29 protein-coding genes are annotated in these 26,170 nt (G+C 73.3%); 16 read left to right on the forward strand and 13 right to left on the reverse strand.

Annotated features, from left to right (window positions below; all coding sequences use genetic code 11):
- The first annotated feature begins 8 nt into the window (after positions 1–8).
- The 3 genes from OG956_RS31995 to OG956_RS32005 all read left to right on the forward strand — a co-directional run bounded on the left by OG956_RS31995 (position 9) and on the right by OG956_RS32005 (position 2,497).
- Entirely contained in the window at positions 9–758 is a 750-nt protein-coding gene (locus OG956_RS31995; RefSeq protein WP_330342996.1) for an SDR family NAD(P)-dependent oxidoreductase, read from the forward strand.
- The gene (locus OG956_RS32000; RefSeq protein WP_330341494.1) at positions 755–1,825 is read left to right on the forward strand and encodes a threonine aldolase family protein; all 1,071 of its coding nucleotides are present in this window, start codon (positions 755–757) and stop codon (positions 1,823–1,825) included. Before OG956_RS31995 ends, OG956_RS32000 begins: the two co-directional genes overlap by 4 nt.
- Positions 1,826–1,903: 78 nt before the next feature.
- Complete coding sequence (locus OG956_RS32005) at positions 1,904–2,497, forward strand: transglutaminase-like domain-containing protein (protein ID WP_330341495.1); 594 nt, start codon at positions 1,904–1,906, stop codon at positions 2,495–2,497.
- A 4-nt stretch (positions 2,498–2,501) separates the two neighbouring features.
- Here OG956_RS32005 and OG956_RS32010 read toward each other — a convergent pair whose 3' ends face one another.
- The 3 genes from OG956_RS32010 to OG956_RS32020 form a co-directional block, all read right to left on the reverse strand.
- Positions 2,502–2,816 carry a hypothetical protein gene (locus tag OG956_RS32010; protein ID WP_330341496.1) on the reverse strand — a complete coding sequence of 105 codons (315 nt, stop codon included), beginning with the start codon at positions 2,814–2,816 and terminating at the stop codon, positions 2,502–2,504.
- Between the two features lie 203 nt (positions 2,817–3,019).
- A complete protein-coding gene (locus OG956_RS32015; RefSeq protein ID WP_330341497.1) occupies positions 3,020–3,748 on the reverse strand; it encodes a lysophospholipid acyltransferase family protein in 729 nt (242 codons plus the stop codon).
- A 189-nt stretch (positions 3,749–3,937) separates the two neighbouring features.
- Positions 3,938–4,354, reverse strand: coding sequence for a DUF4395 domain-containing protein (locus OG956_RS32020; protein ID WP_330341498.1), 417 nt, complete (start codon positions 4,352–4,354; stop codon positions 3,938–3,940).
- 75 nt (positions 4,355–4,429) lie between these two features.
- Here OG956_RS32020 and OG956_RS32025 point away from each other — a divergent pair, with 75 nt between their 5' ends.
- From OG956_RS32025 to OG956_RS32045, 6 genes are all read left to right on the forward strand, one after another.
- Entirely contained in the window at positions 4,430–4,843 is a 414-nt protein-coding gene (locus tag OG956_RS32025) for a TlpA family protein disulfide reductase (protein ID WP_330342997.1), read from the forward strand.
- Between the two features lie 83 nt (positions 4,844–4,926).
- Positions 4,927–5,007: a putative leader peptide gene (locus OG956_RS40290; RefSeq protein ID WP_360147166.1), complete on the forward strand. Its 81-nt coding sequence runs from the start codon at positions 4,927–4,929 to the stop codon at positions 5,005–5,007.
- Between the two features lie 46 nt (positions 5,008–5,053).
- Positions 5,054–5,563 carry a flavin reductase family protein gene (locus OG956_RS32030; protein ID WP_330341499.1) on the forward strand — a complete coding sequence of 170 codons (510 nt, stop codon included), beginning with the start codon at positions 5,054–5,056 and terminating at the stop codon, positions 5,561–5,563.
- Between the two features lie 218 nt (positions 5,564–5,781).
- The gene (locus OG956_RS32035) at positions 5,782–6,570 is read left to right on the forward strand and encodes an electron transfer flavoprotein subunit beta/FixA family protein (RefSeq protein WP_330341500.1); all 789 of its coding nucleotides are present in this window, start codon (positions 5,782–5,784) and stop codon (positions 6,568–6,570) included.
- A gap of 54 nt (positions 6,571–6,624) precedes the next feature.
- Positions 6,625–7,587, forward strand: a complete 963-nt coding sequence (locus OG956_RS32040) for an electron transfer flavoprotein subunit alpha/FixB family protein (RefSeq protein ID WP_330341501.1) — start codon at positions 6,625–6,627, stop codon at positions 7,585–7,587.
- A 182-nt stretch (positions 7,588–7,769) separates the two neighbouring features.
- Entirely contained in the window at positions 7,770–9,068 is a 1,299-nt protein-coding gene (locus OG956_RS32045) for a DUF6986 family protein (protein ID WP_330341502.1), read from the forward strand.
- 156 nt (positions 9,069–9,224) lie between these two features.
- Here the strand turns inward: OG956_RS32045 and OG956_RS32050 are convergent, their stop codons facing one another.
- Together OG956_RS32050 and OG956_RS32055 are read right to left on the reverse strand one after the other, a co-directional pair.
- Positions 9,225–10,004 carry a hypothetical protein gene (locus OG956_RS32050; protein WP_330341503.1) on the reverse strand — a complete coding sequence of 260 codons (780 nt, stop codon included), beginning with the start codon at positions 10,002–10,004 and terminating at the stop codon, positions 9,225–9,227.
- 7 nt (positions 10,005–10,011) lie between these two features.
- A complete protein-coding gene (locus OG956_RS32055; protein WP_330341504.1) occupies positions 10,012–11,061 on the reverse strand; it encodes a LacI family DNA-binding transcriptional regulator in 1,050 nt (349 codons plus the stop codon).
- 272 nt (positions 11,062–11,333) lie between these two features.
- Here OG956_RS32055 and OG956_RS32060 point away from each other — a divergent pair, with 272 nt between their 5' ends.
- The gene (locus tag OG956_RS32060) at positions 11,334–12,284 is read left to right on the forward strand and encodes an ROK family protein (protein ID WP_330341505.1); all 951 of its coding nucleotides are present in this window, start codon (positions 11,334–11,336) and stop codon (positions 12,282–12,284) included.
- A gap of 122 nt (positions 12,285–12,406) precedes the next feature.
- On the opposite strand, the gene OG956_RS32065 is transcribed toward OG956_RS32060, so the two are convergent.
- The 3 genes from OG956_RS32065 to OG956_RS32075 all read right to left on the reverse strand — a co-directional run bounded on the left by OG956_RS32065 (position 12,407) and on the right by OG956_RS32075 (position 15,768).
- Positions 12,407–14,428 carry an NPCBM/NEW2 domain-containing protein gene (locus tag OG956_RS32065; protein WP_330341506.1) on the reverse strand — a complete coding sequence of 674 codons (2,022 nt, stop codon included), beginning with the start codon at positions 14,426–14,428 and terminating at the stop codon, positions 12,407–12,409.
- A gap of 318 nt (positions 14,429–14,746) precedes the next feature.
- On the reverse strand, positions 14,747–15,490 hold the full coding sequence (locus OG956_RS32070; RefSeq protein WP_330341507.1) for a maleylpyruvate isomerase N-terminal domain-containing protein: 744 nt from the start codon (positions 15,488–15,490) through the stop codon (positions 14,747–14,749).
- A complete protein-coding gene (locus OG956_RS32075) occupies positions 15,412–15,768 on the reverse strand; it encodes a hypothetical protein (protein WP_330341508.1) in 357 nt (118 codons plus the stop codon). Before OG956_RS32075 ends, OG956_RS32070 begins: the two co-directional genes overlap by 79 nt.
- A 257-nt stretch (positions 15,769–16,025) precedes the next feature.
- On the opposite strand from OG956_RS32075, the gene OG956_RS32080 reads away from it, so the two are divergent.
- Both OG956_RS32080 and OG956_RS32085 read left to right on the forward strand, forming a co-directional pair.
- Positions 16,026–16,220 carry a hypothetical protein gene (locus OG956_RS32080; RefSeq protein ID WP_330341509.1) on the forward strand — a complete coding sequence of 65 codons (195 nt, stop codon included), beginning with the start codon at positions 16,026–16,028 and terminating at the stop codon, positions 16,218–16,220.
- A gap of 143 nt (positions 16,221–16,363) precedes the next feature.
- Positions 16,364–17,407: an NUDIX hydrolase gene (locus OG956_RS32085; protein WP_330341510.1), complete on the forward strand. Its 1,044-nt coding sequence runs from the start codon at positions 16,364–16,366 to the stop codon at positions 17,405–17,407.
- A 19-nt stretch (positions 17,408–17,426) separates the two neighbouring features.
- Here OG956_RS32085 and OG956_RS32090 read toward each other — a convergent pair whose 3' ends face one another.
- Together OG956_RS32090 and OG956_RS32095 are read right to left on the reverse strand one after the other, a co-directional pair.
- Positions 17,427–18,131, reverse strand: coding sequence for an MBL fold metallo-hydrolase (locus tag OG956_RS32090; RefSeq protein WP_330341511.1), 705 nt, complete (start codon positions 18,129–18,131; stop codon positions 17,427–17,429).
- A gap of 62 nt (positions 18,132–18,193) precedes the next feature.
- Entirely contained in the window at positions 18,194–19,549 is a 1,356-nt protein-coding gene (locus OG956_RS32095; protein ID WP_330341512.1) for a dipeptidase, read from the reverse strand.
- A gap of 140 nt (positions 19,550–19,689) precedes the next feature.
- On the opposite strand from OG956_RS32095, the gene OG956_RS32100 reads away from it, so the two are divergent.
- Positions 19,690–20,934 (forward strand): geranylgeranyl reductase family protein, encoded by a 1,245-nt coding sequence (locus OG956_RS32100; RefSeq protein ID WP_330341513.1) that lies wholly within the window; start codon positions 19,690–19,692, stop codon positions 20,932–20,934.
- A gap of 159 nt (positions 20,935–21,093) precedes the next feature.
- Here OG956_RS32100 and OG956_RS32105 read toward each other — a convergent pair whose 3' ends face one another.
- Complete coding sequence (locus OG956_RS32105) at positions 21,094–21,543, reverse strand: nitroreductase family deazaflavin-dependent oxidoreductase (protein ID WP_330341514.1); 450 nt, start codon at positions 21,541–21,543, stop codon at positions 21,094–21,096.
- Positions 21,544–21,670: 127 nt separating this feature from the next.
- On the opposite strand from OG956_RS32105, the gene OG956_RS32110 reads away from it, so the two are divergent.
- The 3 genes from OG956_RS32110 (at position 21,671) to OG956_RS32120 (ending at position 24,463) form a co-directional block, all read left to right on the forward strand.
- The gene (locus tag OG956_RS32110; protein WP_330341515.1) at positions 21,671–22,363 is read left to right on the forward strand and encodes a TetR/AcrR family transcriptional regulator; all 693 of its coding nucleotides are present in this window, start codon (positions 21,671–21,673) and stop codon (positions 22,361–22,363) included.
- 220 nt (positions 22,364–22,583) lie between these two features.
- The gene (locus OG956_RS32115; RefSeq protein ID WP_330341516.1) at positions 22,584–23,801 is read left to right on the forward strand and encodes a sensor histidine kinase; all 1,218 of its coding nucleotides are present in this window, start codon (positions 22,584–22,586) and stop codon (positions 23,799–23,801) included.
- Complete coding sequence (locus tag OG956_RS32120; protein ID WP_330341517.1) at positions 23,798–24,463, forward strand: response regulator transcription factor; 666 nt, start codon at positions 23,798–23,800, stop codon at positions 24,461–24,463. The genes OG956_RS32115 and OG956_RS32120 overlap by 4 nt, the downstream gene beginning before the upstream one ends.
- Here the strand turns inward: OG956_RS32120 and OG956_RS32125 are convergent.
- Entirely contained in the window at positions 24,424–24,672 is a 249-nt protein-coding gene (locus OG956_RS32125; RefSeq protein WP_330341518.1) for a DUF6332 family protein, read from the reverse strand. The two genes, OG956_RS32120 and OG956_RS32125, sit on opposite strands and share 40 nt — an antisense overlap.
- Positions 24,665–26,155 carry an MFS transporter gene (locus OG956_RS32130; protein ID WP_330341519.1) on the reverse strand — a complete coding sequence of 497 codons (1,491 nt, stop codon included), beginning with the start codon at positions 26,153–26,155 and terminating at the stop codon, positions 24,665–24,667. The genes OG956_RS32125 and OG956_RS32130 overlap by 8 nt, the downstream gene beginning before the upstream one ends.
- Positions 26,156–26,170: the final 15 nt, after the last annotated feature.

Consider the following 26,170-nt stretch of genomic DNA (forward strand, 5'->3'; position numbering starts at 1 on the left):
GGAACAACGTGGCGAACAACGGGTCTCTCAGCGGCGCGGTGATCGCGGTGGCCGGCGCGGGCGGACCCGCCGGGCACGCGACCCTGGTCCGGCTCGCGGAGGCCGGCGCGGTCGTCGTCGGCGCCGACAACAACCCCGAGCGCCTGGCGGAGGCCGTGGACGCGGCCCGCTACGCCCGCGGCGGGGCCACGGTCACCGGGGAGACAGTCGACCTGCTGGACCTCGCCGACACCCGGGCCTGGGCCGACCGCATCCAGAAGGACCACGGCCGGATCGACGGCCTGGTCCACCTGGTCGGCGGCTGGCGCGGCAGCGCGACCTTCGCCGAGACCGACCTCGCCGACTGGGACCTGCTGGAGAAGCTGCTGATCCGCACCGTCCAGCACACCTCCCTCGCCTTCTTCGACGGCCTGCAGCGCAGCGACCGCGGCCGCTATCTGCTGATCAGCGCCGCCGGCGCGTCGAAGCCCACGGCGGGCAACGCGGCGTACTCCGCGGCCAAGGCCGCCGCCGAGGCGTGGACGCTGGCCATGGCCGACGGCTTCCGCAAGGCGGGGGGCGAGGCCGGTCCGCGCTCGGCTGCTGCCATCCTGGTGGTGAAGGCGCTGGTGCACGACGCGATGCGCGCCGAACGCCCCAACGCGAAGTTCGCGGGCTTCACGGACGTCAAGGACCTCGCCAAGGAGATCGAGGACGTCTGGAGCAGGCCCGCCGCGGAAGTGAACGGAAACCGTCTGTGGCTGACCGAGAAGCCGTGAACCCTCCGAAGACCGACGCGCGTCGCCATCACGACCCGCAGGTCCGCGGTTTCGCCAGTGACAACTACGCCGGGGCCCACCCGGAGGTGCTGGCCGCCCTGGCCCTCGCCAACGGCGGCCACCAGGTGGCCTACGGCGAGGACGACTACACCGAGAACCTCCAGCGGATCATCCGCAGCCACTTCGGGGCCACCGCGGAGGCCTTCCCGGTCTTCAACGGCACCGGCGCGAACGTCGTCGCGCTCCAGGCGGTCACCGACCGCTGGGGCGCGGTGATCTGCGCCGAGAGTGCCCACATCAACGTGGACGAGGGCGGCGCGCCCGAGCGGATGGGCGGCCTGAAACTGCTCACCGTGCCCACGCCCGACGGCAAGCTCACGCCCGAGCTGATCGACCGGCAGGCGTACGGCTGGGAGGACGAGCACCGTGCCATGCCGCAGGTCGTCTCGATCACCCAGAGCACCGAGCTGGGCACCCTCTACACGCCGGACGAGATCCGCGCGATCTGCGAGCACGCCCACGCGCGCGGCATGAAGGTGCACCTGGACGGCTCGCGGATAGCCAACGCCGCGGCCTCCCTGAACGTCCCCATGCGGACGTTCACCGACGCGGTCGGCGTCGACATCCTCTCGCTGGGCGGGACCAAGAACGGCGCCGTCTTCGGCGAGGCCGTCGTGGTGATCAACCAGGACGCGGTGCGGCAGATGAAGCACCTGCGGAAGATGTCGATGCAGCTGGCCTCCAAGATGCGCTTCGTCTCGGTGCAGCTGGAGGCGCTGCTGGCCAAGGACCTGTGGCTGCGCAACGCCCGGCACGCCAACGAGATGGCCCAGCGTCTCGCCGAGGGGGTGCGCGCGGTGCACGGCGTGGAGATCCTCTACCCGGTGCAGGCCAACGGCGTCTTCGCGAGGCTCCCGCACGACGTGGCCGAACGCCTGCAGAAGCGCTTCCGCTTCTACTTCTGGGACGAGGCCGCCGGGGTGGTGCGCTGGATGTGCTCCTTCGACACCACCGAGGAGGACGTCGACACCTTCGTGGCCGCGCTCAAGGAGGAGATGGCGCGCTAGCCCCCCAGTCTGCATAGGTATGCGATCACTCGAAAATTCATTGACTGCCGAGTGATCGCTTTCCTATGCTCTGCGGGCATGGAGCTGATCCAGGACACCGCCGATCTGTCCGCTTATCTGGCCGCGGACGAGGCCATCGACCATCACCATCCCGTGGTCCGGGAGACGGCCGGGAGGTTGGCCGCCGGGGCGGCCGACTCGTATGCCTATGCGCGGGCCGCCTATGAGTTCGTCCGCGACACCATCCCGCACTCCGCCGACGCCGACGACCCGCGCGTCACCTGGCGCGCCTCCGACGTCATCGGACGGCGCACGGGCATCTGCCACGCCAAGGCGCACGCGCTGACAGCCCTGCTGCGTGCGGAGGACATCCCGACGGCCCTGTGCTATCAGCGGCTGACGCATGACGACGGAAGCGGCCACGTGCTGCACGGACTGGTCGCCGTCCGCTTCCACGGCGCCTGGCACCGGCAGGACCCGCGCGGCAACAAGCCCGGCGTGGACGCCCGGTTCTCCCTCGACGGCGAGCGGCTGGCCTGGATCCCCGACCCCGCGGCCGGTGAGCTGGACTACCCGGTCCTGTACGCCGAACCGCACCCGCTCGTCCTCGACGCGCTGAAGGCGGCCCCCGACCGGCGACACCTGTGGAGGACCCTGCCCGACGCCCTCTGAGGCTTCAACAGGGCGTCAGGGCGGTGCCGTTCACGCCCGGCGCCCTGGTCGACTCGTGCAGGGAGCCGGCCGCCACCGTGCGCGTGGGGAACGGCCCGGCGACGACCCGCGTCACCCTTTGCTCCGGAGGCGACATGTCCCGCTGCGCCGCCGAATGCGCGGTGCAGGCTGCGGCCGTAGTGCCCGAGCCGGGGTGCGCCGACGGCTCGGCCTTGGTGAAGTGGCCGTCGCCGGCCGCGAGTCCGCGCACCGGGCCGGAGGGGAGCGCGCCCGTCGCGGGGGTGCGTACTAGCTCCCGGTCCTTCACATACGGCCGCAAGGCTCCAGCCGGCCGGAGCCGGCACGGCCGCAGCCGCCGACGCCGCCTTCGCCTCTACGCGCCGACGGTTCTGCAACTCCCCACGGGCGCGGTGTTCCGCTGACATGCGTTTCACCGCGCGGGCGCGACCAGCCCCCACCGGACCGCAGTCGAACAGACCACCGAAGCCCGCCACAAGCCCCACCCGGCCGAAGCGCCGCAGGCTACCCCGCTTCGGCCGCCCGCAGCTGCTCCGCCGTCGGCGCCGTGCCCCCCAGGTGGGCCGGCAGCCACCAGGCGTCGTCCAGGGCCTTGGGGCGGCCCGGGTAGGCGCGCTGTGCGGCCTCCAGCAGTTCCTGGACGCGCTCGCGGAGCCGGCGCGTGATGGCGCCCGCGTACTGGTCGCGGGGTGCCTCGACCGCCTCTCCGACACGGATGGTGACGGGCAGGTGGCTGCGCTTGAAGTTGCGCGGCTGCCCCTTGGTCCACAGCCGCTGGGTGCCCCACACCGCCATCGGGATCAGCGGGACGCCGGCGTCCTGGGCGAGCCGGGCCGCACCCGACTTGAAGCTCTTCAGCGTGAACGACTGCGAGATGGTGGCCTCCGGGAACACCCCGACGACCTCACCGGAACGCAGCGAGTCCAGCGCGTGCTCGTAGGCGGCCTCGCCCTGCTCGCGGTCGACCGGGATGTGCCGCATGCCGCGCATCAGCGGACCGGAGATCCTGTGCCTGAAGACGGACTCCTTCGCCATGAAGCGCACCAGGCGCTTCTGCGGCAGGGCCGCCAGGCCGTTGAAGATGAAGTCCAGGTAGCTGATGTGATTGCTCACCAGCACGGCGCCGCCCGAGCGCGGGATGTTCTCCGACCCCTGGCAGTCGATCTTCAGGTCCCAGACCTTGAACATCGTCTTGGCGAAACCGATGACGGGACGGTAGACCAGCTCTGCCATGGGCGGGGTGGACCCTTTCTGCTCTGCTCGGGAAAGGGGGGCTCCCGGCGGGGAAGTTACGCGGCCGTAGGTTTACGGCGTCTCGCAGATCGTGCCCGAAGAACGGACGGGTAGCCAGTCCTGGTGCCCCGCGGCGGCGAGATTCTCGTCACGTCGGCCTACATCCCACCTCGGATCTTTAAACGCCCTTTACTCCGCCCGCACCGTCGCCCTCTTCAGAAGCAGGAACATCTCGCACCCGAGGCAGTAGCCGAACGCGGCGTTGAGGAACGCGGCCGCGAGCGCGGCGCCGGTCGCCGCCAGCCCCAGCCACTGCGGTCCTGCCGTGAACCCGACCAGGCCGAGCCCCCCGAACACCAGACCCACGGCCTGCGCGAACCTCGGAGGCTCCGGCGCCTCGAACTCCTTCGGCGGCCCGAGCCGCGGCCGTACGGCCGTGCGGAACGCCCAGCCGTAGGGCGAGCGTTGCACACCCGCCGCCGCGCCCAGCGCGAACGCCAGCGTCTGCCAGCCCAGCACCCACACGTTCTCCAGACTCAGGGCCACGGCCAGAACGGCCGTCGTCACGGCCGCCGCGAAGCGCGGCCCTCTCGCGTCGATGTCCATGAAGCAAGCATTCCGCAACGAGAACGCCCCCGGGAGGCGGGAATCTTTGCAGTCTCGTGAATGCTTGTGCAGATGATGACCGGAGTGATGGTGTGCGTGGCGGTGCTCCTCGCGGCGAGCGCCGCCGGAGTGCTGCACAGGCGGCGGAGCGGGAGAGTGCGGGTGCGCGGGCGGGACGAGGGCAAGCGGCTGGGACCGGCCGAACTCGGCGGCGAGCTGGGCGAGCGCGCCACCCTGGTCCAGTTCTCCAGCGCCTTCTGCGCGCCCTGCCGGGCCACCCGGCGCGTCCTCGGCGAGGTCGCGGACATGGTCCCCGGAGTGACCCACGTCGAGATCGACGCCGAGGCGCACCTGGGCCTCGTGCGCGAGCTGGAGATCCTGAAGACGCCCACCGTGCTGGTGCTCGACGCCGACGGCCGGATCGTACGGCGAGCCACGGGACAGCCCCGCAAGGCCGACGTCATCGCGGCACTCGGGGAAGCCGTGTGAGAGGGCCTCAGGAGACCGCGTGGCGCCTTCCGGATCCCGGACCGTGCTTGACTGGGCGCACCATCCATCGTCAGCCTGACCGTATGCCGATCGAACTCCTTCTCTACGGGCGGGTCCACGTCGACCTCGCCCGCACCGCGAGCGCCACTTGTCCGGGCTGCTGAGACCACACGGCCCCCAGCTCGTGAACTCCGGCAGAAGGACAACTCCATGACGGCCTCTCCCGACCTCGGCACCGTTCAGCTCGCCTCTCCCGACCTGTTGCGCTCCACCTTCCGCCGGCACGCCGCCGGTGTGGCGGTGATCACGGCGCGTGGCGCATCCGGCCCGGTGGGCTTCACCGCCACCTCCCTCACCTCCGTCTCCGCCGAGCCCCCGCTCGTCTCCTTCGGCATCGGCACGGGCGCCTCCAGCTGGCCCGCGATAGCCGCGACGGACCATGTCGCCGTGCACATACTGGGCGAGCACCAGAGCGAGCTGGCCGCCACCTTCGCCCGCAGCGGCGCCGACCGTTTCGGCGCGCCGACCGCCTGGCGCGAGGGCCCCGAGGGCGTGCCGGTGCTCGACGACGTCCTCGCCTGGCTGGTGTGCCGCGTCGTCGCGCGGGTGCCGGCCGGCGATCACCGGATCGTGCTCGCCGAGGTCGTCATGGGCGACCCCTCCGGTGCCGGCCGGCCGCTCCTCTACCACCAGGGGCGCTTCAACGGTCTGCGGGATTGATCACGCCACCCGCTGCCTGCGAGGCCGTCGAGTTCCGGTTACGCTGCGTTGCGAAGGTCACAGTTCAAAGCGCTTGCTTAGCGGGCAGGAACTGGATGTACTGACGAGTAATATTTCGGCTGGAGCGCGCGGACGCTCCGACCGGGATCGGCCGCTTGAGGCGCCTATGCTGCCTGCAAGAGGCAGCCAGGAAATGACGATGCAGTAGGAGAGCCGGCGTGAGCTTGAGGATCGTTGTCACTGTGAAGTACGTGCCCGACGCCACTGGCGACCGGCACTTCGCCGATGACCTGACCGTCGACCGCGACGACGTGGACGGTCTGCTCTCCGAGCTGGACGAGTACGCGGTCGAGCAGGCGCTGCAGATCGCGGAGAACTCGGACGACGACGTCGAGGTCACCGTCCTGACCATCGGCCCCGAGGACGCCAAGGACGCGCTGCGCAAGGCGCTGTCCATGGGCGCCGACAAGGCCATCCACGTCGAGGACGACGACCTGCACGGCACCGACGCCATCGGCACCTCGCTGGTGCTGGCCAAGGCGATCGAGAAGGCCGGTTTCGACCTGGTCGTCTCCGGCATGGCCTCCACCGACGGCACCATGGGCGTCGTACCGGCCCTGGTGGCCGAGCGCCTCGGCGTCCCGCAGGTCACCCTGCTGTCCGAGGTCTCCGTCGAGGACGGCGTCGTCAAGGGCCGCCGCGACGGCGACGCCGCCTCCGAGCAGCTCGAGGCGCAGCTTCCGGCGGTCGTCTCCGTGACCGACCAGTCGGGCGAGGCCCGCTACCCGTCCTTCAAGGGCATCATGGCGGCCAAGAAGAAGCCGGTGGAGTCCTGGGACCTGTCCGACCTGGACATCGAGGCCGAGGAAGTCGGTCTCGAGGGCGCGTACACCAAGGTCGAGGCCGCGAACGAGCGCCCGGCGCGCACGGCCGGCACCATCGTCAAGGACGAGGGCGAGGGCGGCAAGCAGCTCGCTGAGTTCCTCGCGAGCCAGAAGTTCATCTAAGGGCTCGCCCCCGCTGACCGCCCCTCAACTTCGTTTTCGCAGGAGAGCAATCCCATGGCTGAAGTCCTCGTCTACGTCGACCACGTGGACGGCGCCGTCCGCAAGCCCACCCTGGAGCTGCTGACCCTGGCCCGCCGCCTCGGCGAGCCCGTCGCCGTCGCCCTGGGCAAGGGCGCCGCCGACACCGCCGCGACCCTCGCCGAGCACGGCGCGACCCGCGTCCTGACCCACGACGCCTCCGAGTACGCCGAGTACCTGGTCGTGCCGAAGGTGGACGCCCTGCAGGCCGCCTACGAGGCCGTCTCCCCGGCCGCCGTGCTGGTGCCGTCCTCCGCGGAGGGCAAGGAGATCGCCGCCCGTCTGGCGCTGCGCATCGGCTCCGGCATCATCACCGACGCCGTCGACCTGGAGGCCGGCGACGAGGGCCCGGTGGCCACCCAGTCGGTGTTCGCCGCGTCCTTCACCACCAAGTCCCGCGTCATCAAGGGCACCCCGGTCATCACGGTCAAGCCGAACAGCGCGGCCGTCGAGGCCGCCCCGGCCGCAGGCAGCGTCGAGGCCCTGTCGGTGACCTTCTCCGACAAGGCGACCGGCACCAAGGTCACCGGCCGTACGCCGCGTGAGTCGACGGGCCGCCCGGAGCTGACCGAGGCCGCGATCGTGGTCTCCGGCGGCCGTGGCGTGAACGGCGCGGAGAACTTCTCGATCATCGAGGCGCTGGCCGACTCCCTCGGCGCGGCCGTCGGCGCCTCGCGCGCCGCCGTCGACGCCGGCTGGTACCCGCACACCAACCAGGTCGGCCAGACCGGCAAGTCGGTGTCGCCGCAGCTCTACATCGCCAACGGCATCTCCGGTGCCATCCAGCACCGCGCCGGTATGCAGACCTCCAAGACGATCGTGGCCGTCAACAAGGACCCCGAGGCCCCGATCTTCGAGCTGGTCGACTTCGGCGTGGTCGGCGACCTGTTCGACGTCGTCCCGCAGCTGACCGAGGAGATCAAGGCCCGCAAGGGCTGAGCCCGACCCGGCACGTCCGAGGCCCCGGCGACCGACGCGGTCACCGGGGCCTCGGTGCATCCTGGTGGCGACCGCCGGGCGCCGGCCAGCGGGCGGACGGGGTGTTGACCAGCGAGAACCGCACAGATAACTTCATTCTACGGATTGTTGATTCCGTAAAGCGGAAAATTGGAGGGTGTGGGATGGGTCAGCAGGAGAAGGTGGCGACGAGCCTCGCGGGCGCCGTCAGCGAGGAGATCAGCGCCTCCCTGGCACCGGTCGACGCGGAGCTGGAGCGCCGCTACCCCGGAGACCCCGGCACCCGCCAGCCCGTCCACACCGTCTACGTCCCCGGTGACGCCTTCGCCGCCGGCACCATCCGCTCCTGGGGCGACCAGGCCCTCGCCGCCCTCGACGAACACGCCCCGGACGCCGCCTCCTTCGCCGCGGTCCTGGGCCTCGCCGACGAACTCGCCGAGCCGGTCTACTCCCGCGTCCGCGCCAAGCTCGAGCGCGAGCCGATCGAGGACCTGCGCGTCGACTTCGAGGACGGATACGGCCCCCGTCCCGACGCCGAGGAGGACCAGGCGGCGGCCCGCGCGGCCCGGCTGATCGCCGAGGCGTACCAGAACGGCACGGCGGCGCCGTACATGGGCATCCGCATGAAGTGCATGGAGGCCGCGGTGCGCGACCGGGGCATCCGCACCCTCGACGTCTTCCTCACCGGCCTGATCGAGGCCGGCGGCCTGCCCGGGGGCCTGGTGCTGACCCTGCCCAAGGTGACGTACCCGGAGCAGGTCACCGCGTTCGTACGGCTCCTGGAGGCCTTCGAGAAGGCGCACGGCCTGGACGCGGGCCGGCTCGGCTTCGAGATCCAGATCGAGACCAGCCAGGCCATCCTGGCCGCCGACGGCACCGCCACCGTGGCCCGGATGATCCAGGCCGCCGAGGGCCGCGCCACCGGGCTGCACTACGGCACCTTCGACTACAGCGCCTGCCTCGGCGTCTCCGCCGCCTACCAGGCCGGCGACCACCCGGCCGCCGACCACGCGAAGGCGGTCATGCAGGTCGCGGCGGCGGGCACCGGCGCACGGGTCTCGGACGGCTCGACCAACGTCCTCCCGGTCGGCCCGACGGCCAGGGTCCACGACGCCTGGCGGCTGCACTACGGCCTCACCCGGCGCGCCCTCGCCCGCGCCTACTACCAGGGCTGGGACATGCACCCCGGCCACATCCCGACCCGCTACGCCGCCGTCTTCGCCTTCTACCGGGAGGGCTTCGAGCAGGCCGCCGACCGGCTCGCCCGGTACGCCAACCGGGCCGGCGGCGACGTCATGGACGAGCCCGCGACCGCCAAGGCCCTGAGCGGTTACCTCCTGCGCGGCCTGGACTGCGGGGCCCTCGACATCGCCGAGGTCGCCCGCCTCACCGGTCTGACCCGCGCCGACCTGGAGGGCTTCGCCGCACCCCGGCGCGGTGACCTGACGGCCTCGGCGCAGTAGAGGTCGCGGACCGGTCACAGTGCCCCGGCCGGGGCGGCGGGCCGTCCCCGCCGCCCCGTACGCTGGACGCCACGCGTCGACCGGGCGGACACGGCACACGCCGGTGTTGCCGCAGTCGTCGTCGGTCCTGGCCCACCACACGTTCGTCCAGCGGCTCTACCTCAAGGGCGGGAACGACGACGCCCCGGTGCCCGGGCTTCCGGTGTGCTGACCGTCGGCGTACACCTCGAAACCCGACTCCGTCACCCACTTCTGCTCCGCGAACAGCCGAGTGCCCCGCGCGCACAGCCCGGGGTCACGGCGTGCCCGGGCGCAGAACTCCTCCGGCGTGACCCCGAACAGCTCGCGCAACGGAGCGGATCGCACGAGGAGTTCGGTGAGCAGGGCCCGCTGGTCGCCGGGATCGCGGCGCGGCTTCCCGGTGCCGTCGTGGAGCACGCCGTGCCGGTTGACGTACGCGTACGCCCCGGTGAGCCCGGAACCGTCCGGCAGTTCGACCCGCACCTCGGGGGCGGGCAGCCAGACCCGCCGGAAGTTGGGCTCGCTGGCGTCGATCACCTCCAGCTGGCTCCCGTCCAGCCAGATCACGAACAACTCCCGTAACGCCCGTGGTGACGTGACGGGGGACGCCGAGACGTAACCCACGCGGCTGACATGCGCCGAGACGCCCACGTCGAGCCCGGACACCCGCGAGCGCACCATCGGCACGGCGGACTCGAGCCCGGACTCGGCCATCTTGTGCCGGAGTTGGCCGGGACAGGCGTTGGAGCCGACGGCCAGCACCGGCACCCGGTCGTCGTACACCAGGCGCTCCAGCGGGAGCATCCGGTCGCCGTACAGCAGCCCGGAGCCGGCGGGCCAGGCGCCGGGATAGGTCAGCGGATGGTCGCGGGGGGCGTCGGCGAGGCCGAGCTCCTCCAGGGTGCGGCCGGTCACCGGCGGCTCAGTCGGCCGGCGGCAGCTCGCCCGAGCCGCGGGTGATCAGCCGGGTGGGCAGCTCGATGCGCTCCGGTGCCGCCAGGCCGCCGTCCAGCCGCCGGAAGAGGCGCTCGGCGGCGGTACGGCCGAGGGCGGCCGCGTCCTGGGCGACGACCGTGAGCCCGGGCCGGAGCAGGTCGGCCAGCTCGATGTCGTCGAAGCCGACGAGGGCGACCCGGCGGGACTGCTCGGCCAGCACCCGGATCACGGTGACCGTCACCCGGTTGTTGCCGGCGAAGACCGCGGTGACGGGGGCGGGACCGGAGAGCATCTCCTGCGCCGCCCGGCGCACCCGCTCCGGGTTCGTCTGCCCGAGGGACATCCAGGAGTCCTCGACGGGTATCCCCGCGTCCTCCATGGCCGCCCGGTAGCCGCGCAGCCGCTCGGCGGCGGTGTGGATGCGGGGCATGTCGCCGATGAACCCGATCCGGCGATGGCCGTGGGCGATCAGATGGGCGACGCCGTCCCGGGCGCCGCCGTAGTTGTCGGACAGGACCACGTCGGCGTCGATGCGCCCGGCCGGACGGTCCACGAACACGGTCGCCACGCCGGCCCTGATCTCCGGCTCGAGATAGCGGTGGTCGTCCCCGGCGGGGATCACCACCAGACCGTCCACCCGCCGCGCGCACAGGGCCAGCGCCAGCTCCTGCTCGCGCTCCGGGTCCTCGGCGCTGGAGCCGTTGATCAACAGGGCGCCGTGGGCCCGGGCCACCTCCTCGACGGCGCGGCTCAGGGGACCGTAGAAGGGGTCGGCGAGGTCCTCCAGGACCAGTCCGATGCTCGCCGTACGGCCCTTGCGCAGCACCCGCGCGCTGTCGTTGCGGCGGAAGCCGAGCGCCTCGATGGCCTCCTGGACGCGGCGCTCGGTGTCGGGGGTGACGCCGGGTTCGCCGTTCACCACCCGGGAGACCGTCTTCAGGCCCACCCCGGCCCGCGCCGCCACGTCCTTCATGGTCGGGCGGTTGCCGTAACGGGCGCCGGGAGGGCTGTCTGCGCGGCGGGTGGTCTCGGGCACGGTGCGGTGTCCTGTTCCTGTCGTCCGTCTGTCGTCCCTCTGCCGCGGAGGCGGTGCGTCCGGGGCGGGCCGCCGGTGCGTGGGAGGCCGCGCACCCCGGGTGGTGCGCCGATCCGCGGTCTGTATGAGGATGTGGCGTCGAGCATAGAGCCTGGACAACGTTGTCAGATGCGCGAGAGACTGTCCACCGTTGTCTGTCGGCCCGCGCCCCCACCGCCCGACCGGCCCGCGCCTGTTCGTTTCTCGAGCTTCAACGGGGAGATCTGACTCTGATGCACACCGACCTCGTCGCGGCCCTGGACATCGGCGGCACCAAGATCGCCGGCGCTCTGGTGGACGGCGACGGACGGATACTCGCCCGGTCCCAGCGCGGCACGCCCGCCCAGCAGGACGGCGAGACGGTCATGCGGGCCGTGGAGGAGGTGCTCGGCGATCTCGCCGGCTCGCCGCTGTGGGGACGCGCCGATGCCGTCGGCATCGGCAGCGCCGGGCCGGTGGACGCCTCCGCGGGCACGGTCAGTCCGGTGAACGTGCCGGGCTGGCGGGACTTCCCGCTGGTCGAGCGGGTGCGCGCGGCCACCGGCGGGCTCCCGGTCGAGCTGATCGGCGACGGCGTCGCGATCACCGCGGCCGAGCACTGGCAGGGCGCCGCCCGCGGCCACGACAACGCGCTGTGCATGGTCGTGTCGACCGGGGTGGGCGGCGGCCTGGTCCTGAACGGCCGGCTGCACCCGGGCCCGACCGGCAACGCCGGGCACATCGGGCACATCAGCGTCGACCTCGACGGCGACCCGTGTCCGTGCGGCTCGCGCGGCTGTGTGGAGCGGATCGCCAGCGGCCCCAACATCGCCCGCCGTGCCCTGGAGCAGGGCTGGCGTCCCGGCCCCGAGGGGGACACCTCGGCCGCCGCCGTGGCCGCCGCCGCCCGCGAGGGGGACCCGGTCGCCGTGGCCTCCTTCGAGCGCGCGGCCCAGGCGCTCGCCGCCGGCATCGCGGCCACCGCGACCCTGGTCGAGATCGACATCGCCGTGATCGGCGGAGGCGTCGGCAAGGCGGGGGACATCCTCCTCACGCCCTTGCGCAAGGCACTCACCGAGTACGCGACGCTGTCCTTCGTCCAGCGGCTCACGGTCGTACCGGCGCAGATGGGCACGGACGCCGGACTGGTCGGCGCGGCGGCGGCAGCGCTGGCCCGCCGCCCGGACGCGACGGCGGGGGTCTGAGCCGGGGCGTCAGCGCTCCCGGGGGTGCGGGGGCCGGTCGACCTGCGGCTACCGCCGCGCGGGCGCGACCAGCCCCCGCGCACCCGCCGGGCACGGTCTCGCGCCCGGGACCTGCGCCGCCCTCAGCAACTCACGCGCGCGTCCGCCCAGTCCGCGTGGTCGGAGTCGTTCCCGTCGCCCGCGTCGGTGACGACCAGGCGGACCACCTGGGCGCCGGTGATGTCGGCGGCGAGCGGCTGGGCCGGCATCGCGTTGGTCAGGACGTCCGTCGAGGCGACCTTCGTGCCGTCCGCCCAGACCTCGAAGGTGACGCTGCCCTTCGTGCCCTTCTCGTCGTCGACCCCGACGTCCGCGGTGAGCCGGGTGCAGGACCTGCCGGTGTAGAAGGAGACGTCGCTCGGCGCGTGGACGCCGAGGCCCCTGGCGTACACCGTGCCGCCGATGGTGATCGGATGGCCGTCGCCCGCGGCGCTCTCGCCGTTGCTCGTGTCGCGTTCCACCGGCCCCCAGCCACTGGTCGCGGACAGCCACGGCAGGTCGCTCAGGTACGAGGTCCCGGCGGGCGGCCGGACGACGACGGACGCGGTCACCGGGAGGGCGTCGGTGACGCGCTGCCCGGCCGGTGAGAGATAGCGCGCCCGCAGGGTGAGGCCGTAGGAGCCGCTCGGGGTGCCGGCCGGCGCGGTGACGGTCCAGCCGGTGCGCAGGGTGGCGCCGGTGGCGAGGGCGTGGGCCGTGGTGGGCGATGCGGCCCGTATGTTCCACCCGTCGGGGCCGGTCAGGGACACCGACACCCGGCGCGCGGCGGTGCGGCCCAGATCCGTCACCGTGCTGGTCAGCGTGGCCTGGGTGCCGGCCTCCAGGAACGGGGCGTTGTCCAGGCCCAGTTCGGCGGCGGGCGGGTACGCCGCCCAGTGGGAGTCGGCCGAGACCCGCAGCAGCACCGTGCCGTGCGCGGGGACGGTGGCGGCGATGGCGCCGGCGGTGTTGGAGGTGCTGTGCCGCCACAGGTCCCGCAGGGTGTAGGCGGAGGCGTCGGGCAGGCCGACGGCGGACGCGGTGGTGGCGATGCGCTGGGCGGTGCCCGACTCGTTGAACAGGGCCACCGCGCGGCTGCCGTCCTTCATCTCCTTGGCGATCACCCAGCGTCCGCCCGCCGAGGAGACGACCGTGCCCTGCTTGCCCAGCGGGTCCTGGTCGACGGCGATGACCTCCTTGTTGCCCAGGATGTCGAACGTCGCGGGTGAGGCCTTGCGCAGGTCGGTGCCGATGAGCAGCGGCGCGGCCATGACCGACCAGAGGGAGAAGTGCGAGCGGTACTCGGTGTCCGTCATGCCGCCGTTGCCGACCTCCAGCATGTCGGGGTCGTTCCAGTGGCCGGGCCCGGCGTACGGCGCGAGCGGCAGGTTCTGCTTCAGGATCGACAGCATCGAGCCCCAGTTGTCGCTGATGTCGCCCGTGGTGCGCCACAGATGACCGACGTCCGCCGCCCACTCCCAGGGCTTGTTCTGGCCCCATTCGCAGATGCTGTAGACGATGGGCCGCCCGGTCGCCTTGAGCGCGTCGCGCATGGTGGTGTAGCGCTGCCTGGCGTCGACGCCCTGGTTGTTGCAGTTGTCGTACTTCAGGTAGTCCACGCCCCAGTCGGCGAACTGCCGGGCGTCGCTGTACTCGTGGCCGAGCGCGCCGGGGAAGCCCGCGCTGTCGCAGGTCTTGGTGCCGGCGCTGGTGTAGATGCCGAGCTTGAGGCCCTTGGAGTGGACGTAGTCGGCGACGGCCTTGATGCCGTGGGGGAAACGGGCCGGGTCGGGCACCAGTTTGCCGTCGGCGTCGCGCTGCGGCAGCGCCCAGCAGTCGTCCAGGTTGACGTACCGGTAGCCGGCGTCCTTCAGGCCCTTCGACACGAAGAGGTCGGCGATGCCCTCGACCATGCCCTCGTTGAAGTCGGCGCTGCAGTGCGTGGAGTTCCAGTTGTTGAAGCCCATGGGCGGGGTGAGGGCGAGACCGTCGGCCAGGCTGGGGGCGGCGGGGGCCGCGGCGGGAGCCGCCAGGGCGGGGCCGGCGAGGCCCGCCGCGCAGAGCAGGCCCGCGGTGAGCGCTCCGAGGACTCTTCTGCGGGTGGTGCGGGTGTGAGGGTGACGCATCGTTGACGCTCCTCCGACTCGCGAAAGGTGGCTGACGACCGTCCGGACACCTGGGTGGGACATGGGTGTCATGTGTGTGTCAGCTATGCGCGTTTACGGTAGGACGTGTCGGACTGTGTTGGAAGGGGTGTGCCGATACTGTCCGGCAGCCCGTCAAATTCCGTTCCGTCACGGTCGTTTCGCTCTGCAGAGGTGGCGGGTGTTCGGATGTGTTGCCTTCCGGTGGTCAGGTCCGGTCGTCGGCCCGGCCCCAGCCCGGCCGCGGGGCCTGGGGCCATGCGGGCGGGGCGGGCAGGGATCCGGGCGGAGCGTCGGCCGTCAGTACGGCGGCCGGGGCGCGGCCGCTGAGCCGGCCGGGCACCTGGTGCCCGTCGCCCGCCACCGAGGGGCCTTCGGCCGCCATGGGCCGGCGCCGGCCGGGATCCATGGCCTCCACCGACGCGACCGGAAAGCCCCGGGCGCGCAGGGTGGTGAGGGTGTCGTCCAGCGCCCGGGAGACGTGGCCTTCCGGCCGCCGTTCGGTGCCGTGGCCGACGCCCAGGCCGAGGTGGAGCGTCTCCAGCTCCCGCAGACAGCGCAGCAGGTACCAGGCGGGATGCCGCCGGCCGGCCGGCGCGGGGACCAGGCGGTCCCAGGCGGGGCGGGCCGCGTACGCGCCTGGTCCGCGAACCGGTCCAGGCTGTCGCGCAGCCGGCCTGCGAGCCGGCCGACGGGGAGCGCCGCGTCCCGCTCGAGCGCGTCCGCCGGCGCCGCCGCGTCCGCGCCCGGCCCCGGTTCGCGGCCGGTGCGGGCGAGCCGCAGCAGCCACACGAACGCGTCGACGCTGTGGGCGACATGGGCGAGCACATGGCCGCGCGTCCACCCCGGCAGCCGCGACGAGGCGCGGAGCCCCGTGTGGGACAGGCCCGCCGCGGCCCGCACGAGCCGGCTGCCCGAGCGGACGACGTCCTCGACGCGTGCCCTCGCCCTGGCGGCGGCCGGGCTCACCGGAACTCCCGCACGACCTCGATGGGGCCGACGATATGGGCGTTGAACTCGTCCAGCTCCTCGGCCGGCACCCACAGTTCGAGGATCGTCTCGCCGCCGGCCCGGCGGACCGGGTACCGGGCGAGGAACTCCGTGTCGACCTCGAACCGGGTCACGTAACCGGCGCCGTCGTGCTTGACGTTCCAGTCCCGGGCGATGCGGATCGCGTAGTCCTCGTTGAGGACGGGGTAGAAGAGGGGCTGCTCCGGGAGCCGGGGCGGCCAGGCCCGCCAGTCCAGGGCGCGGACCAGCTCCAGTTCCCTGGGTCCCGTGGGGCGCCAGAGGGTTGTCGTCGGCGGCGGTGAGCTGGTCATCGGGTCGCGTTTCCGGTCGGGCCTGCCACGGGAGCGGGCGGGGCGGACCTCGGACGATATCGATCGCCCTCCGGCGCGGGCCACCGGTTTCCGGCCGGGCCGGCAGGCGACGCGCGTCCGCCCGGCGGAAGGCGCCCCGGTACTCCCGGTGCCTTCCCCGCGCACAGGGACCCGGCCCTCCCGCCACGAAGGCACCCGTGTCGTCCGCTCGCCGGTATCCGCGTGACCCCTCGGCCGGTCCGGCGGTTGATCAGGGCATGAAGAAGCGCAGCATGCTCGCCATCGCCTCCCTGGCCACCGGATTCGTCGTGGCCGCCGTCACCCCCTCCCACGCGGCGGACCAGGGTCCCGTGAAGGACCTGCACGTCTCGGACACCCTCGACTCGGTCGGCCACCTGGTCGGCCAGGACAGTCTCGCCGTCGACGACGACGCCCTCGGCGCCCAGGAGTAACCCCCGCTCCTCAGGGCGCGTGTGCCGGTGTCCCCGCCGCAGGGGGCGCCGGCACGCCTGTTCCGGCGCCCTCACCGGGGCGGGGTTTCCGTGGCAGGGTGGAGCGGGCAAGCCTCAGGGGGCCGACACATGAGGGGGAGTCCGTGACCGTCGTCTGGATCAACGGCGCGTTCGGTGCGGGGAAGACCACGACCGCACGGGAGCTGATCGACCTGATCCCGAACAGCACGCTCTTCGACCCCGAGGTCATCGGCGCGGGGCTCGCGCATCTGCTGCCGGCCAAGCGGCTCGCCGAGGCCGGCGACGTCCAGGACCTGCCGATCTGGCGCCGGCTCGTGGTCGACACCGCGGCCGCGCTGCTGGCCGAGCTGGGCGGAACCCTCGTCGTGCCCATGACCCTGCTCCGCCAGGAGTACCGCGACGAGATCTTCGGCGGTCTCGCCGCCCGCAGGATTCCCGTGCACCATCTGCTGCTCGCCCCGGCTGAAACGATCCTGCGCCGACGGATGGCCGACCGGGACACCCCGCCCGGCGCGCCCGGCGGCGAGATGGGGCAGCGGCAGTGGACCGACCATCACATCGAGCCCTACCGCGCCGCCCTCGCCGCCTGGCTCACCGCCGACGCCCACCTCGTGGACACCAGCGACCTCACCCCGTACGCCACCGCCGTCCGCATCGCCGAAGCCGTCGGCAGCGGCGCCGTACCACCCTGCGACATCGTGCAGACCCCCGAGCCGACCGCCGAGACCCTCGCCGCCGGGGTGCTGCTCTTCGACGAGCACGACCGGGTGCTGCTCGTGGACCCCACCTACAAGCCCGGCTGGGAGTTCCCCGGCGGGGTGGTCGAGCGCGGCGAGGCGCCGGCCCGCGCCGGGATGCGCGAGGTCGCCGAGGAGACCGGGATACGGCTCACCGAGGTGCCCCGGCTGCTCGTCGTGGACTGGGAACGGCCGGCGCCGCCCGGCTTCGGCGGGCTGCGGCTGCTGTTCGACGGCGGCCGGCTGGCGTCCGGCGAGGCGTCGGGGGTGCTGCTGCCGGGCCCGGAGCTGCGGGGCTGGCGGTTCGCGACCGAGCAGGAGGCCGCCGACATGCTGCCGCCGGTGCGCTACGAACGGCTGCGCTGGGCCCTGCGCGCCCGTGAGCGCGGTGCGGCGCTGTATCTGGAGGCGGGGGTGCCGGTCGGCTGAGCCGGCCGCGGTGGTGCGGTCAGCCCGCGCCCGCCGCCGCGCGCAGGGCCGGGGCGGCGTTCCCGGCGACCGGGTCCCCGTGCCCGAAGCAGGCCATGTCCGCCTCCAGCTCCGCCAGCCGGCCGAGCGAGGCGAGGAGCCGAGTCCGGTCGAGGTTGAAGACCCCCGGGATGACGGTGCCGTCGACGGGTGAGGCGGCCACCGTGTCCCCGGTGAACAGCACCCCGTGCTCGGGCAGGAACACGGCGATGCTGCCGTCCGTGTGCCCGGGGACGTGCAGCACCCGGGCGCCGTCCCCGAAGTCCAGGACGGCGCCGTCCGCCACCTCGGTCACCGCGGCCGGCGGCACGGGCGTGCCCTCGGGCAGCCGCTCGGCCACGGCCGCGTGGACCGGCAGCTCCCACTCCTCGAACTTCGGCGGCGGACCGGGGAGTTCGCCCCGGATGAACGGCGCGTCCAGGGGGTGCGCCAGCACCTCGGCGCCGCCCGGTCCGGCCAACTCGCCCGCCCCGCCCACGTGGTCCTCGTGGAAGTGGGTCAGCACGATCCGCCGTATGTCGCCCGGAGCGTGCCCCAGCGCCGTGACCGCGTCGACGATCGCCCGGCCGGCGCCGATCGGGCCGGCGTCGATCAGCGTCAACTCGCCGCCGTCGCGCCAGAGATAGGCCTGGCCGACCGGGAAGCGCAGGAGGTGGAGCCGGGGGAGCAGTTCGATCACGTCCATGCGCCGACCGTAGGAGGCGCCCCCGCCCGTGGGCGAGGGCGCTCTGCCGACGGCAGAAGGGCTCAGCTCGCCGCGTAGTTGCGCAGGAAGAGCGCCTCCGCGACCGACAGCCGCTCCAGCTCCTCGGCGGACACGCTCTCGTTGACGGCGTGGATCTGCGCCGCCGGCTCGCTCAGGCCGATGAGCAGGATCTCCGCTTCCGGGTACAGGCCCGCGAGGGTGTTGCACAGCGGGATCGAGCCGCCCTCACCGGCGTACTGCATGGTCTCGCCGGGGTAGGCGGCGGCCATCGCGTCGGCCATCGCCTGGTACGCCGGGCTGGAGGCGTCGGCGCGGAAGGCCTGGCCCTGGCCGATCTGCTCGGTGGTGACCCGGGCGCCCCAGGGGGTGTGCGCCACGAGGTGGGCCTCCAGCAGCTTGCTCGCCTCCGCGGCGTCCACGCCCGGCGGCACCCGCAGGCTGACCAGCGCGCGGGCGCTGGCGTGCACGGACGGGGTGGCGCCGACCACCGGCGGGCAGTCGATGCCGAGGACGGTGACGGCCGGGCGGGCCCACAGGCGGTCGGCGACCGAGCCGTTGCCGATCAGCCCCACCCCGTCGAGCACCTTGGCGTCCGCGCGGAACTGCTCCTCGGAGTACTCCAGGCCGTCCCACGCCCCCGAGGCGTCGAGACCGTCGACCGTGGTCGAGCCGTCCTCGGCGCGCAGCGAGTCCAGCACGCGGATCAGCGCGGCGAGCGCGTCCGGGGCGGCGCCGCCGAACTGGCCGGAGTGCAGATTGCCCGCGAGCGTGTCGATCCGCACCCGGACCAGGGTCATGCCGCGCAGGGTGGTGGTCACCGTGGGCAGCCCGGCACGGAAGTTGCCGGCGTCGCCGATCACGATGGTGTCGGCCTTGAGCAGCTCGGGGTGCTCCTCGGCGTACCGCTCCAGGCCGCCGGTGCCCTGCTCCTCGGAGCCCTCCACGATCACCTTGACGTGCACCGGCACGCCGCCGTTCGCCTTCAGGGCGCGCAGCGCGAGCAGGTGCATGATCACGCCGCCCTTGCAGTCGGCGGCCCCGCGGCCGTACCAGCGGCCGTCGCGCTCGGTCAGCTCGAACGGCGGGGTGGTCCAGCCGGCCTCGTCCAGCGGGGGCTGGACGTCGTAGTGCGCGTACAGCAGAACCGTTTTCGCGCCCTCGGGGCCAGGCAGGTAGCCGTAGACGGACTGGGTGCCGTCGGGGGTGTCGAGCAGGGCCACGTCGACGAATCCCTCGGCGCGCAGCGCGTCGGCGACCCAGTTCGCGGCGCCCTCGCTCTCGCTCCTCGGAAACTGCGTGAAGTCCGCCACCGACTTGAAGGCGACCAGCTCGGCCAGCTCCGCCTTGGCGCGGGGCAGCAGCGAGGCGACGGTCTCGGCGACCGGATTCGACGACATGGGCACGCTCCTCGTGGGTGCGACGGTGAACCGCTTGTACAGGTGGGTACCCCTGATCCTCCCACAGTGGCCTGCGAGGACGGCCGCCGTAGGATGCGGGGGACACTACGGCAGCGGCTTGATCGGAGCGGTAGACCATCGTGAGCGGCGAGAACTCTTCGGCGGACGACGTGCAGCGGGTGTGGGACGTCGTCGTGGTGGGCGCGGGACCCGCGGGGGCCTCGGCGGCCTACGCGGCGGCGGTCGCGGGCCGGCGCGTGCTGTTGCTGGAGAAGGCGGAGCTGCCCCGCTACAAGACCTGCGGCGGCGGCATCATCGGTCCCTCGCGCGACGCGCTGCCGCCCGGTTTCGAGCTGCCCCTGCGCGACCGGGTGCACGCGGTCACCTTCTCCCACAACGGCCGGTTCGCCCGCACCCGCCGCTCCAAGCAGATGCTGTTCGGCCTGATCAACCGGCCCGAGTTCGACCAGCAGCTGGTCGAGCACGCCCAGAAGGCGGGCGCCGAGCTGCGGACGGGCGTCACGGTGCAGCGGGTCGAGCAGCACGGCTCGGCGGTGCCGGACCGGAGGACGGTTGCGGTCGTGCTGCAGGGAGGGGAGACGGTGCTGGCCCGCGCGGTCGTCGGCGCCGACGGCAGCGCCAGCCGGATAGGGGCCCACGTCGGGGTGAAGCTCGACCAGGTGGACCTGGGCCTGGAGGCGGAGATCCCGGTCCCGGAGCCGGTCGCCGACGACTGGAGGGGACGGGTCCTCATCGACTGGGGCCCTCTGCCGGGCAGTTACGGCTGGGTGTTCCCGAAGGGGGACACCCTGACGGTCGGCGTGATCTCCGCGCGCGGCGAAGGCGCCGCCACCAAGCGGTACTTGGAGGACTTCATCGCCCGCCTCGGCCTGTCCGGCTTCGAACCGGCGGTCTCCTCCGGGCATCTGACCCGCTGCCGCGCCGACGACTCGCCGCTGTCCCGGGGCCGGGTGCTGGTCTGCGGAGACGCGGCCGGGCTGCTGGAGCCGTGGACCCGCGAGGGCATCTCCTACGCACTGCGTTCGGGCCGGCTCGCGGGGGAGTGGGCGGTGCGCGTCGCCGAGGCGCACGACGCGGTCGACGCCCGGCGCCAGGCCCTGAACTACGCGTTCGCCGTCAAGGCGGGGCTCGGCGTCGAGATGAGCGTCGGCAAGCGCCTGCTGGCCGTGTTCGAGAAGCGCCCGGGCCTCTTCCACGCGGCTCTCACCGGCTTCCGCCCGGCCTGGAAGGCGTTCCGCGACATCACCCGGGGCTCGACCTCGCTGGCCGACATCGTCCGCACCCACCCGGTCGCCCACCGCGCCCTGAGCGCGCTGGACCGGCGCCCGGCGGCGGCTTCGGCTCAGGACCCGGCCGGTTCCTGACCGGGGCCGGCGCGGAAGAGGCCCGGCGTCCCGCGGTCCCGGCCGGGAACCGGTGGGGCGGCGGGCGGGTCCGCGTGGACCGGGCCGGTGGGGGCGGCGCCGGTCGCGCACGGGCCGGCAGCCCGCGGCGGCGCGAGGCCGGCCGGGGGGAGTGCCCGGTCAGCTCGTGACCGTGATGTGGAAGACCGGGTGGTCGGGGGCGATGCGGCGCAGCTCCTCGTCCGGGGAGTCGGGGCCGACGCCGTCGAAGAAGACGCCGACCTCCGCCTTCCAGCGCTTGAGGTAGGCGCGCAGCAGCGGAACCTTGTCGTCGTCGGCGACCTCGGCGGCGGTGAACACGTCCACGTTCCTGCCGAGCCGCAGCTCGCCGCCGCCGGCCGCGCGCATGTTGTGGGTCCACTGCACATGGCCGCGCGGGGCGAGCAGGTACTGCTGTCCGTCCACCGTCAGCAGGTTCACCGGCGTGGTGCGCCACTCGCCGCTCTTGCGCCCGCGCACCGCGAGGACCCGGGAGCCCCAGACGCTGATGCCGCGCCGGGTGAACCAGGCGACCACCCGGTTGAAGACGTTGACGGTGAACCAGCCGGGCTTCTTGACGTGTGTCGACATGGTGACCCCCCACGGTTTGGGAGAGCGGTGCTCTCGCTGGATTGATTGTGGCGCAGACAGGTGCTCCGGAGCAAGAGCAGTGCTCTCTTTTGTGTGCGCCGCTCTCTATCCGTGGCAGACTGCTCGTATGAGCACCACAGAGGGAGCCCGCGCACGGGCCAGGAGGGAAGTCACGGCGGCCATCAAGGACGAGGCGCGCAGACAGCTGGCGGAGGACGGCGCCGCCAAGCTCTCGCTGCGGGCCGTCGCCCGCGAGCTGGGCATGGTCTCCTCCGCCCTGTACCGGTACTTCCCCAGCCGCGACGACCTGCTCACCGCCCTGATCATCGATGCGTACGACTCCCTCGGCGAGGCGGCGGAGCGCGCGCGGGACGCCGCGGCCGGCGCCGGCCCCCTGGAACGCTGGACGGCGGTGTGCGAGGCGGTGCGCGACTGGGCGCTCGGCCATCCCCACGAGTACGCCCTCATCTACGGCTCGCCCGTGCCCGGCTACGCCGCCCCGCAGACCACGGTCCCGCCCGCCGCCCGCGTCGGCCTCGTCTTCATCGGCATTGTCCGGGACGTCCACGAGCACGTCGGCCTCACCGACCTCCCCCTGCCCGCCGGACTGCGGCCCGAGGCCGAGCGCATGGCCGCCGACCTCGCCCCCGGGCTGCCCCCGGAGGCCGTCGCGGCCCTCGTGGCGGCCTGGGCCCAGCTGTTCGGCCTGGTCAGCTTCGAACTGTTCGGCCAGTTCACCAACGTGGTCGAGGACCGGGCGGCCTTCTTCCGGCACGCGGCGGCCGGGCTCGCCCGGCAGGTGGGACTCGGCCGCTCCTGACACCCCGGAAAGCCGCCGCAGGCGCGGCATCGGCCACGGGATGGCCTCACCCTGCCGTGCGCGCCGGGGTTCGGGGCCGAGGAGGGACCGTGGTGCTGGAAGGGCGGTCGGCGACCTCGGCCCCCGGCGTCGCGGGGGCACGCGTACTCCCCGGGGAGTACGAGTGATCACCTCGCCCGGCTGACGCCCGCGCCGGCCGGCGGCGTCTACCGTGGCCCGCATGGAAGAGCAGCGCGCCCCGGGGCAGTGGTGGCGGCACGGGCCGCCGTGGTGGCGCGCGCCCGACGCACCGGAGCCGCGCGGCACCCGTCGCCTGCCCTGGCGCACCACCGCGCTGATCACCGCGTTCGTCCTGATCGGCAGCAACTTCGCCGCGCACGGCCAGCCGCACCGCGTCCCCCTCGACGGCTACGGGCGCCTGCTGCTGCTCCTCGCCTCGCTGCTGTTGCTGGGGCGGCACCGGTATCCGGCGGCCGTGGCCTTCGGCGCCGCCGCGGCGACCCTCGGCTACCTGGCCGCGGGCTATCCCTACGGCCCGGTCTTCGTGGTCGTCGCCGTCGCCTGCTTCAGCGCGGTCGTCGCCGGGCGCCGGCGGGCCGCCTGGGCGTCCGTCGGCCTGCTCTGGGCCGGGCACGCCCTGGTCGCCCTCTGGCTCTACCGCTGGCTCCCGCCCGCGGGCGACCGGCGCGCGGGCCTCACGCAGGAGATCGTCATCGGCACCTGGCTGCTGGCGATCGTCGCCCTGGCCGAACTGGCCCGGGTACGGCGCGAGCAGTGGGCGCGCGAGCGTGCCGACCGGGCGGAGGCGGCACGGCGCCGCGCGGACGAGGAACGGCTGCGGATCGCCCGCGAGCTGCACGACGTGCTCGCGCACAGCATCTCCGTCATCAACGTCCAGGCCGGCATGGGGCTGGCGCTGCTGGACAGCGACCCCGAGCAGGCGCGGGCCGCGCTCACCACCATCAAGGCCGCCAGCAAGGAAGCGCTCGGCGAGGTCCGCCAGGTCCTCGACACCCTGCGCGCCCCCGGCGCCGCGCCGCGCACCCCCGCGCCCGGTCTGGACCGGCTGCCGGAGCTGGTGGAGCAGGCGGCCGCCGCCGGACTCACCGTGGAGGTCGAGGGCGAGCCCCCGCGGCTGCCGCCCGGCGCCGACCTCGCCGCCTTCCGCATCGTGCAGGAGGCCCTGACCAACGTCGTACGGCACTCCGGGTCGCGGCACGCGCGCGTGCGGTTCGCCCACGACGGCGAGGCGCTGCGGCTGCGCATCGACGACGACGGCCCGGCCACCGGGGCCGACGCCGGCGGCAGCGGCAACGGACTGGCCGGGATGCGGGAGAGGGCGGCCGCGCTCGGCGGCACCATCGAGGCGGGACCGCGGCCCGGCGGCGGCTTCCGGGTGCTCGCCGTACTGCCGTCGCACATCAGGGAGGACCAGTGATCCGGGTACTGCTCGCCGACGACCAGTCGCTGGTGCGGGCCGGTTTCGGGGCGCTGCTCGGCGCGCAGCCGGACATCGAGGTGGCCGGGGAGGCGGCCGACGGCGAGGAGGCGCTGCACCGGGTGCGGGAACTGCGGCCGGACGTCGTCCTGATGGACATCCGCATGCCCCTGCTGGACGGCCTCGCCGCGACCCGGCGCATCACCGGCGACGCGGAGCTGAAGGACGTGAAGGTGGTCATGCTCACCACCTTCGAGCTGGACGAGTACGTCTTCGAGGCGATCCGCTCCGGCGCCTCCGGCTTCCTGGTGAAGGACACCGAACCGGACGAACTCGTGCGCGCGGTGCGGGCGGTGGTGCAGGGTGACGCCCTGCTGTCGCCGGGCGTCACCCGCCGGCTGATCGCCGAGTTCGCGGCCCGCTCCAAGGAGCCCGCGGCGGCCGACGCCCTCGCTCACCTCACCGAGCGGGAGCGGGAGGTGATGGCGCTGGTCGGCATCGGCCTGTCCAACGAGGAGATCGCCCGCCGCCTGGTGGTCAGCCCCCTCACCGCCAAGACCCATGTGAGCCGCACGATGGTCAAACTGGGCGCCCGGGATCGCGCCCAACTCGTCGTCCTGGCCTATGAGTCGGGGTTGGTGCGGCCTGGGTGGCTGGGCTGACCCGCCTGCCGGAAGCGCACCAGCACGCTGATCACGCGGGCCACGAAGACGACCGGCGCGACGGCCGTGCCCAGCCGCAGCAGGGCCAGGGACAGCAGGGGCGGAAGACCGAAGAGCAGCGCGGGCCTGGCCACGGCCCCGAACAGAGGCGCGCCCGGCGGGGCAACCAGCCCCGCCGGGCGCACTGGTGGAGGCTCCCCCCTAGTCACGGACCGCCACGCGCTCCGTTTCGGCCTCCTGCACGATGGACCTGGCGACCACGACGGACCGCTGCGTACGGCGGCGGCGCAGTCCGGTGAGGGTGATCAGCAGGCCCGCCGCGGCGATGCCCGTGACGACCGTGAAGCCGGGCCGGTAGCTGTCGAGGACCGCCCGCGGGGTGGCGTGCGCGGGGGCGTTCGCGGTCACCACGGCCGTGACCACCGCCAGGAAGATCGCGCCGCCCACCTGCACCGAGGTGTTGAGCAGACCGGAGACCATGCCCTGCTCGTGGTCCTCGACGCCGTTGGTGGCCTGGATGTTGAGGGACGGGAAGACCAGGGCGCAGGCCGCGCCGATCAGCAGCATGGACGGCAGGATCACCGCCGCGTACACCGGGTCCAGGTCGACCCGCAGGAACAGCGCGTAGCCGAGGACCATGAAGGCGAACCCGGTCGCGATCAGACGCGGGGTGCCGAACCGGTCGACGACCGCACCGACCTTCGTGGAGGACACCGCCACCAGCGCGCCCGCCGGCAGGAAGGCGAGCGCCGTGTGCAGCGCGGACCAGCCGAGCAGGGACTGCATGTACAGCGTCGTCAGGAACTGGAAGCCCACGTAACTGCCGAAGAAGGCGATCGCGCCGAGCTGCGCGCGGACCTGGCCGCCCGAGCGCAGGACGCCCAGCCGGATCAGCGGGCTCGGCGAGCGCCGCTCGACGACGACGAAGACGGCGAGCAGTACGGCGACGGCGAGGAAGGACAGCAGGGTGCGGGCCGAGGCCCACCCGGCCTGCGGCGCCTGGACCACGGTGAAGACCAGCAGCAGCATCGACGCGGTGCCGAGGACGGCGCCCGGGATGTCGTAGCCGTCGTGGTTCTCCTCGCGGACGCTGCGCGGCAGCAGCCGCAGCCCGGCGAGCAGGGCGACCAGGGCGATCGGCGCGGGCAGCAGCATGGTGAAGCGCCAGCTGACCTCGGTGAGCAGGCCCGAGAGCACCAGGCCCATGGAGAAGCCGGTGGCGGCGCAGGTGGTGTAGATGGACAGGGCGCGGTTGCGCAGCGGGCCTTCCGGGAACGTCGTGGTGATGATCGACAGGCCCGCCGGCGCCGTGAAGGCCGCGCTCAGGCCCTTGACGAACCGGCTGGCGATCAGCAGCGGACCCGAGTCCACCAGCCCGCCGAGCAGCGAGGCGAGCGCGAAGACGCCGAGCGCGACGAGGAACACCTGACGCCGGCCGAGCAGGTCGGCGGTGCGGCCGCCGAGCAGGAGCAGGCCGCCGTAGCCCAGGATGTAGCCGCTGACGATCCATTGCAGGGTCGACGTGGACAGGTGCAGGTCGGAACCGATGGACGGCAGGGCGACGCCGACCATCGACACGTCCAGCGCGTCCAGGAACATCGCCGCGCAGAGCACCAGCAGGGTGCCCCACAGCCGGGGTGTCCAGCGGACCGCCGGGGACGGGGCCGTGGAAGGGGTGAGCGGAGAGGTCATGCCGACGAGACTACA

The sequence above is a fragment of the Streptomyces sp. NBC_00557 genome, from assembly GCF_036345995.1.
In the GTDB taxonomy this organism is placed as follows: Bacteria; Actinomycetota; Actinomycetes; order Streptomycetales; family Streptomycetaceae; genus Streptomyces.

What these genes read in the sequence shown, in the direction of transcription:
- OG956_RS32005 (WP_330341495.1), top strand. Translation starts at nt 1,904, where the DNA reads ATGGAGCTGATCCAGGACACCGCCGATCTGTCCGCTTATCTGGCCGCG.
- OG956_RS32015 (WP_330341497.1), bottom strand. Translation starts at nt 3,748, where the DNA reads ATGGCAGAGCTGGTCTACCGTCCCGTCATCGGTTTCGCCAAGACGATG.
- OG956_RS32020 (WP_330341498.1), bottom strand. Translation starts at nt 4,354, where the DNA reads ATGGACATCGACGCGAGAGGGCCGCGCTTCGCGGCGGCCGTGACGACG.
- OG956_RS32025 (WP_330342997.1), top strand. Translation starts at nt 4,430, where the DNA reads ATGACCGGAGTGATGGTGTGCGTGGCGGTGCTCCTCGCGGCGAGCGCC.
- OG956_RS40290 (WP_360147166.1), top strand. Translation starts at nt 4,927, where the DNA reads ATGCCGATCGAACTCCTTCTCTACGGGCGGGTCCACGTCGACCTCGCC.
- OG956_RS32030 (WP_330341499.1), top strand. Translation starts at nt 5,054, where the DNA reads ATGACGGCCTCTCCCGACCTCGGCACCGTTCAGCTCGCCTCTCCCGAC.
- OG956_RS32040 (WP_330341501.1), top strand. Translation starts at nt 6,625, where the DNA reads ATGGCTGAAGTCCTCGTCTACGTCGACCACGTGGACGGCGCCGTCCGC.
- OG956_RS32045 (WP_330341502.1), top strand. Translation starts at nt 7,770, where the DNA reads ATGGGTCAGCAGGAGAAGGTGGCGACGAGCCTCGCGGGCGCCGTCAGC.
- OG956_RS32060 (WP_330341505.1), top strand. Translation starts at nt 11,334, where the DNA reads ATGCACACCGACCTCGTCGCGGCCCTGGACATCGGCGGCACCAAGATC.
- OG956_RS32065 (WP_330341506.1), bottom strand. Translation starts at nt 14,428, where the DNA reads ATGCGTCACCCTCACACCCGCACCACCCGCAGAAGAGTCCTCGGAGCG.
- OG956_RS32075 (WP_330341508.1), bottom strand. Translation starts at nt 15,768, where the DNA reads ATGACCAGCTCACCGCCGCCGACGACAACCCTCTGGCGCCCCACGGGA.
- OG956_RS32080 (WP_330341509.1), top strand. Translation starts at nt 16,026, where the DNA reads ATGAAGAAGCGCAGCATGCTCGCCATCGCCTCCCTGGCCACCGGATTC.
- OG956_RS32090 (WP_330341511.1), bottom strand. Translation starts at nt 18,131, where the DNA reads ATGGACGTGATCGAACTGCTCCCCCGGCTCCACCTCCTGCGCTTCCCG.
- OG956_RS32095 (WP_330341512.1), bottom strand. Translation starts at nt 19,549, where the DNA reads ATGTCGTCGAATCCGGTCGCCGAGACCGTCGCCTCGCTGCTGCCCCGC.
- OG956_RS32105 (WP_330341514.1), bottom strand. Translation starts at nt 21,543, where the DNA reads ATGTCGACACACGTCAAGAAGCCCGGCTGGTTCACCGTCAACGTCTTC.
- OG956_RS32110 (WP_330341515.1), top strand. Translation starts at nt 21,671, where the DNA reads ATGAGCACCACAGAGGGAGCCCGCGCACGGGCCAGGAGGGAAGTCACG.
- OG956_RS32115 (WP_330341516.1), top strand. Translation starts at nt 22,584, where the DNA reads ATGGAAGAGCAGCGCGCCCCGGGGCAGTGGTGGCGGCACGGGCCGCCG.
- OG956_RS32130 (WP_330341519.1), bottom strand. Translation starts at nt 26,155, where the DNA reads ATGACCTCTCCGCTCACCCCTTCCACGGCCCCGTCCCCGGCGGTCCGC.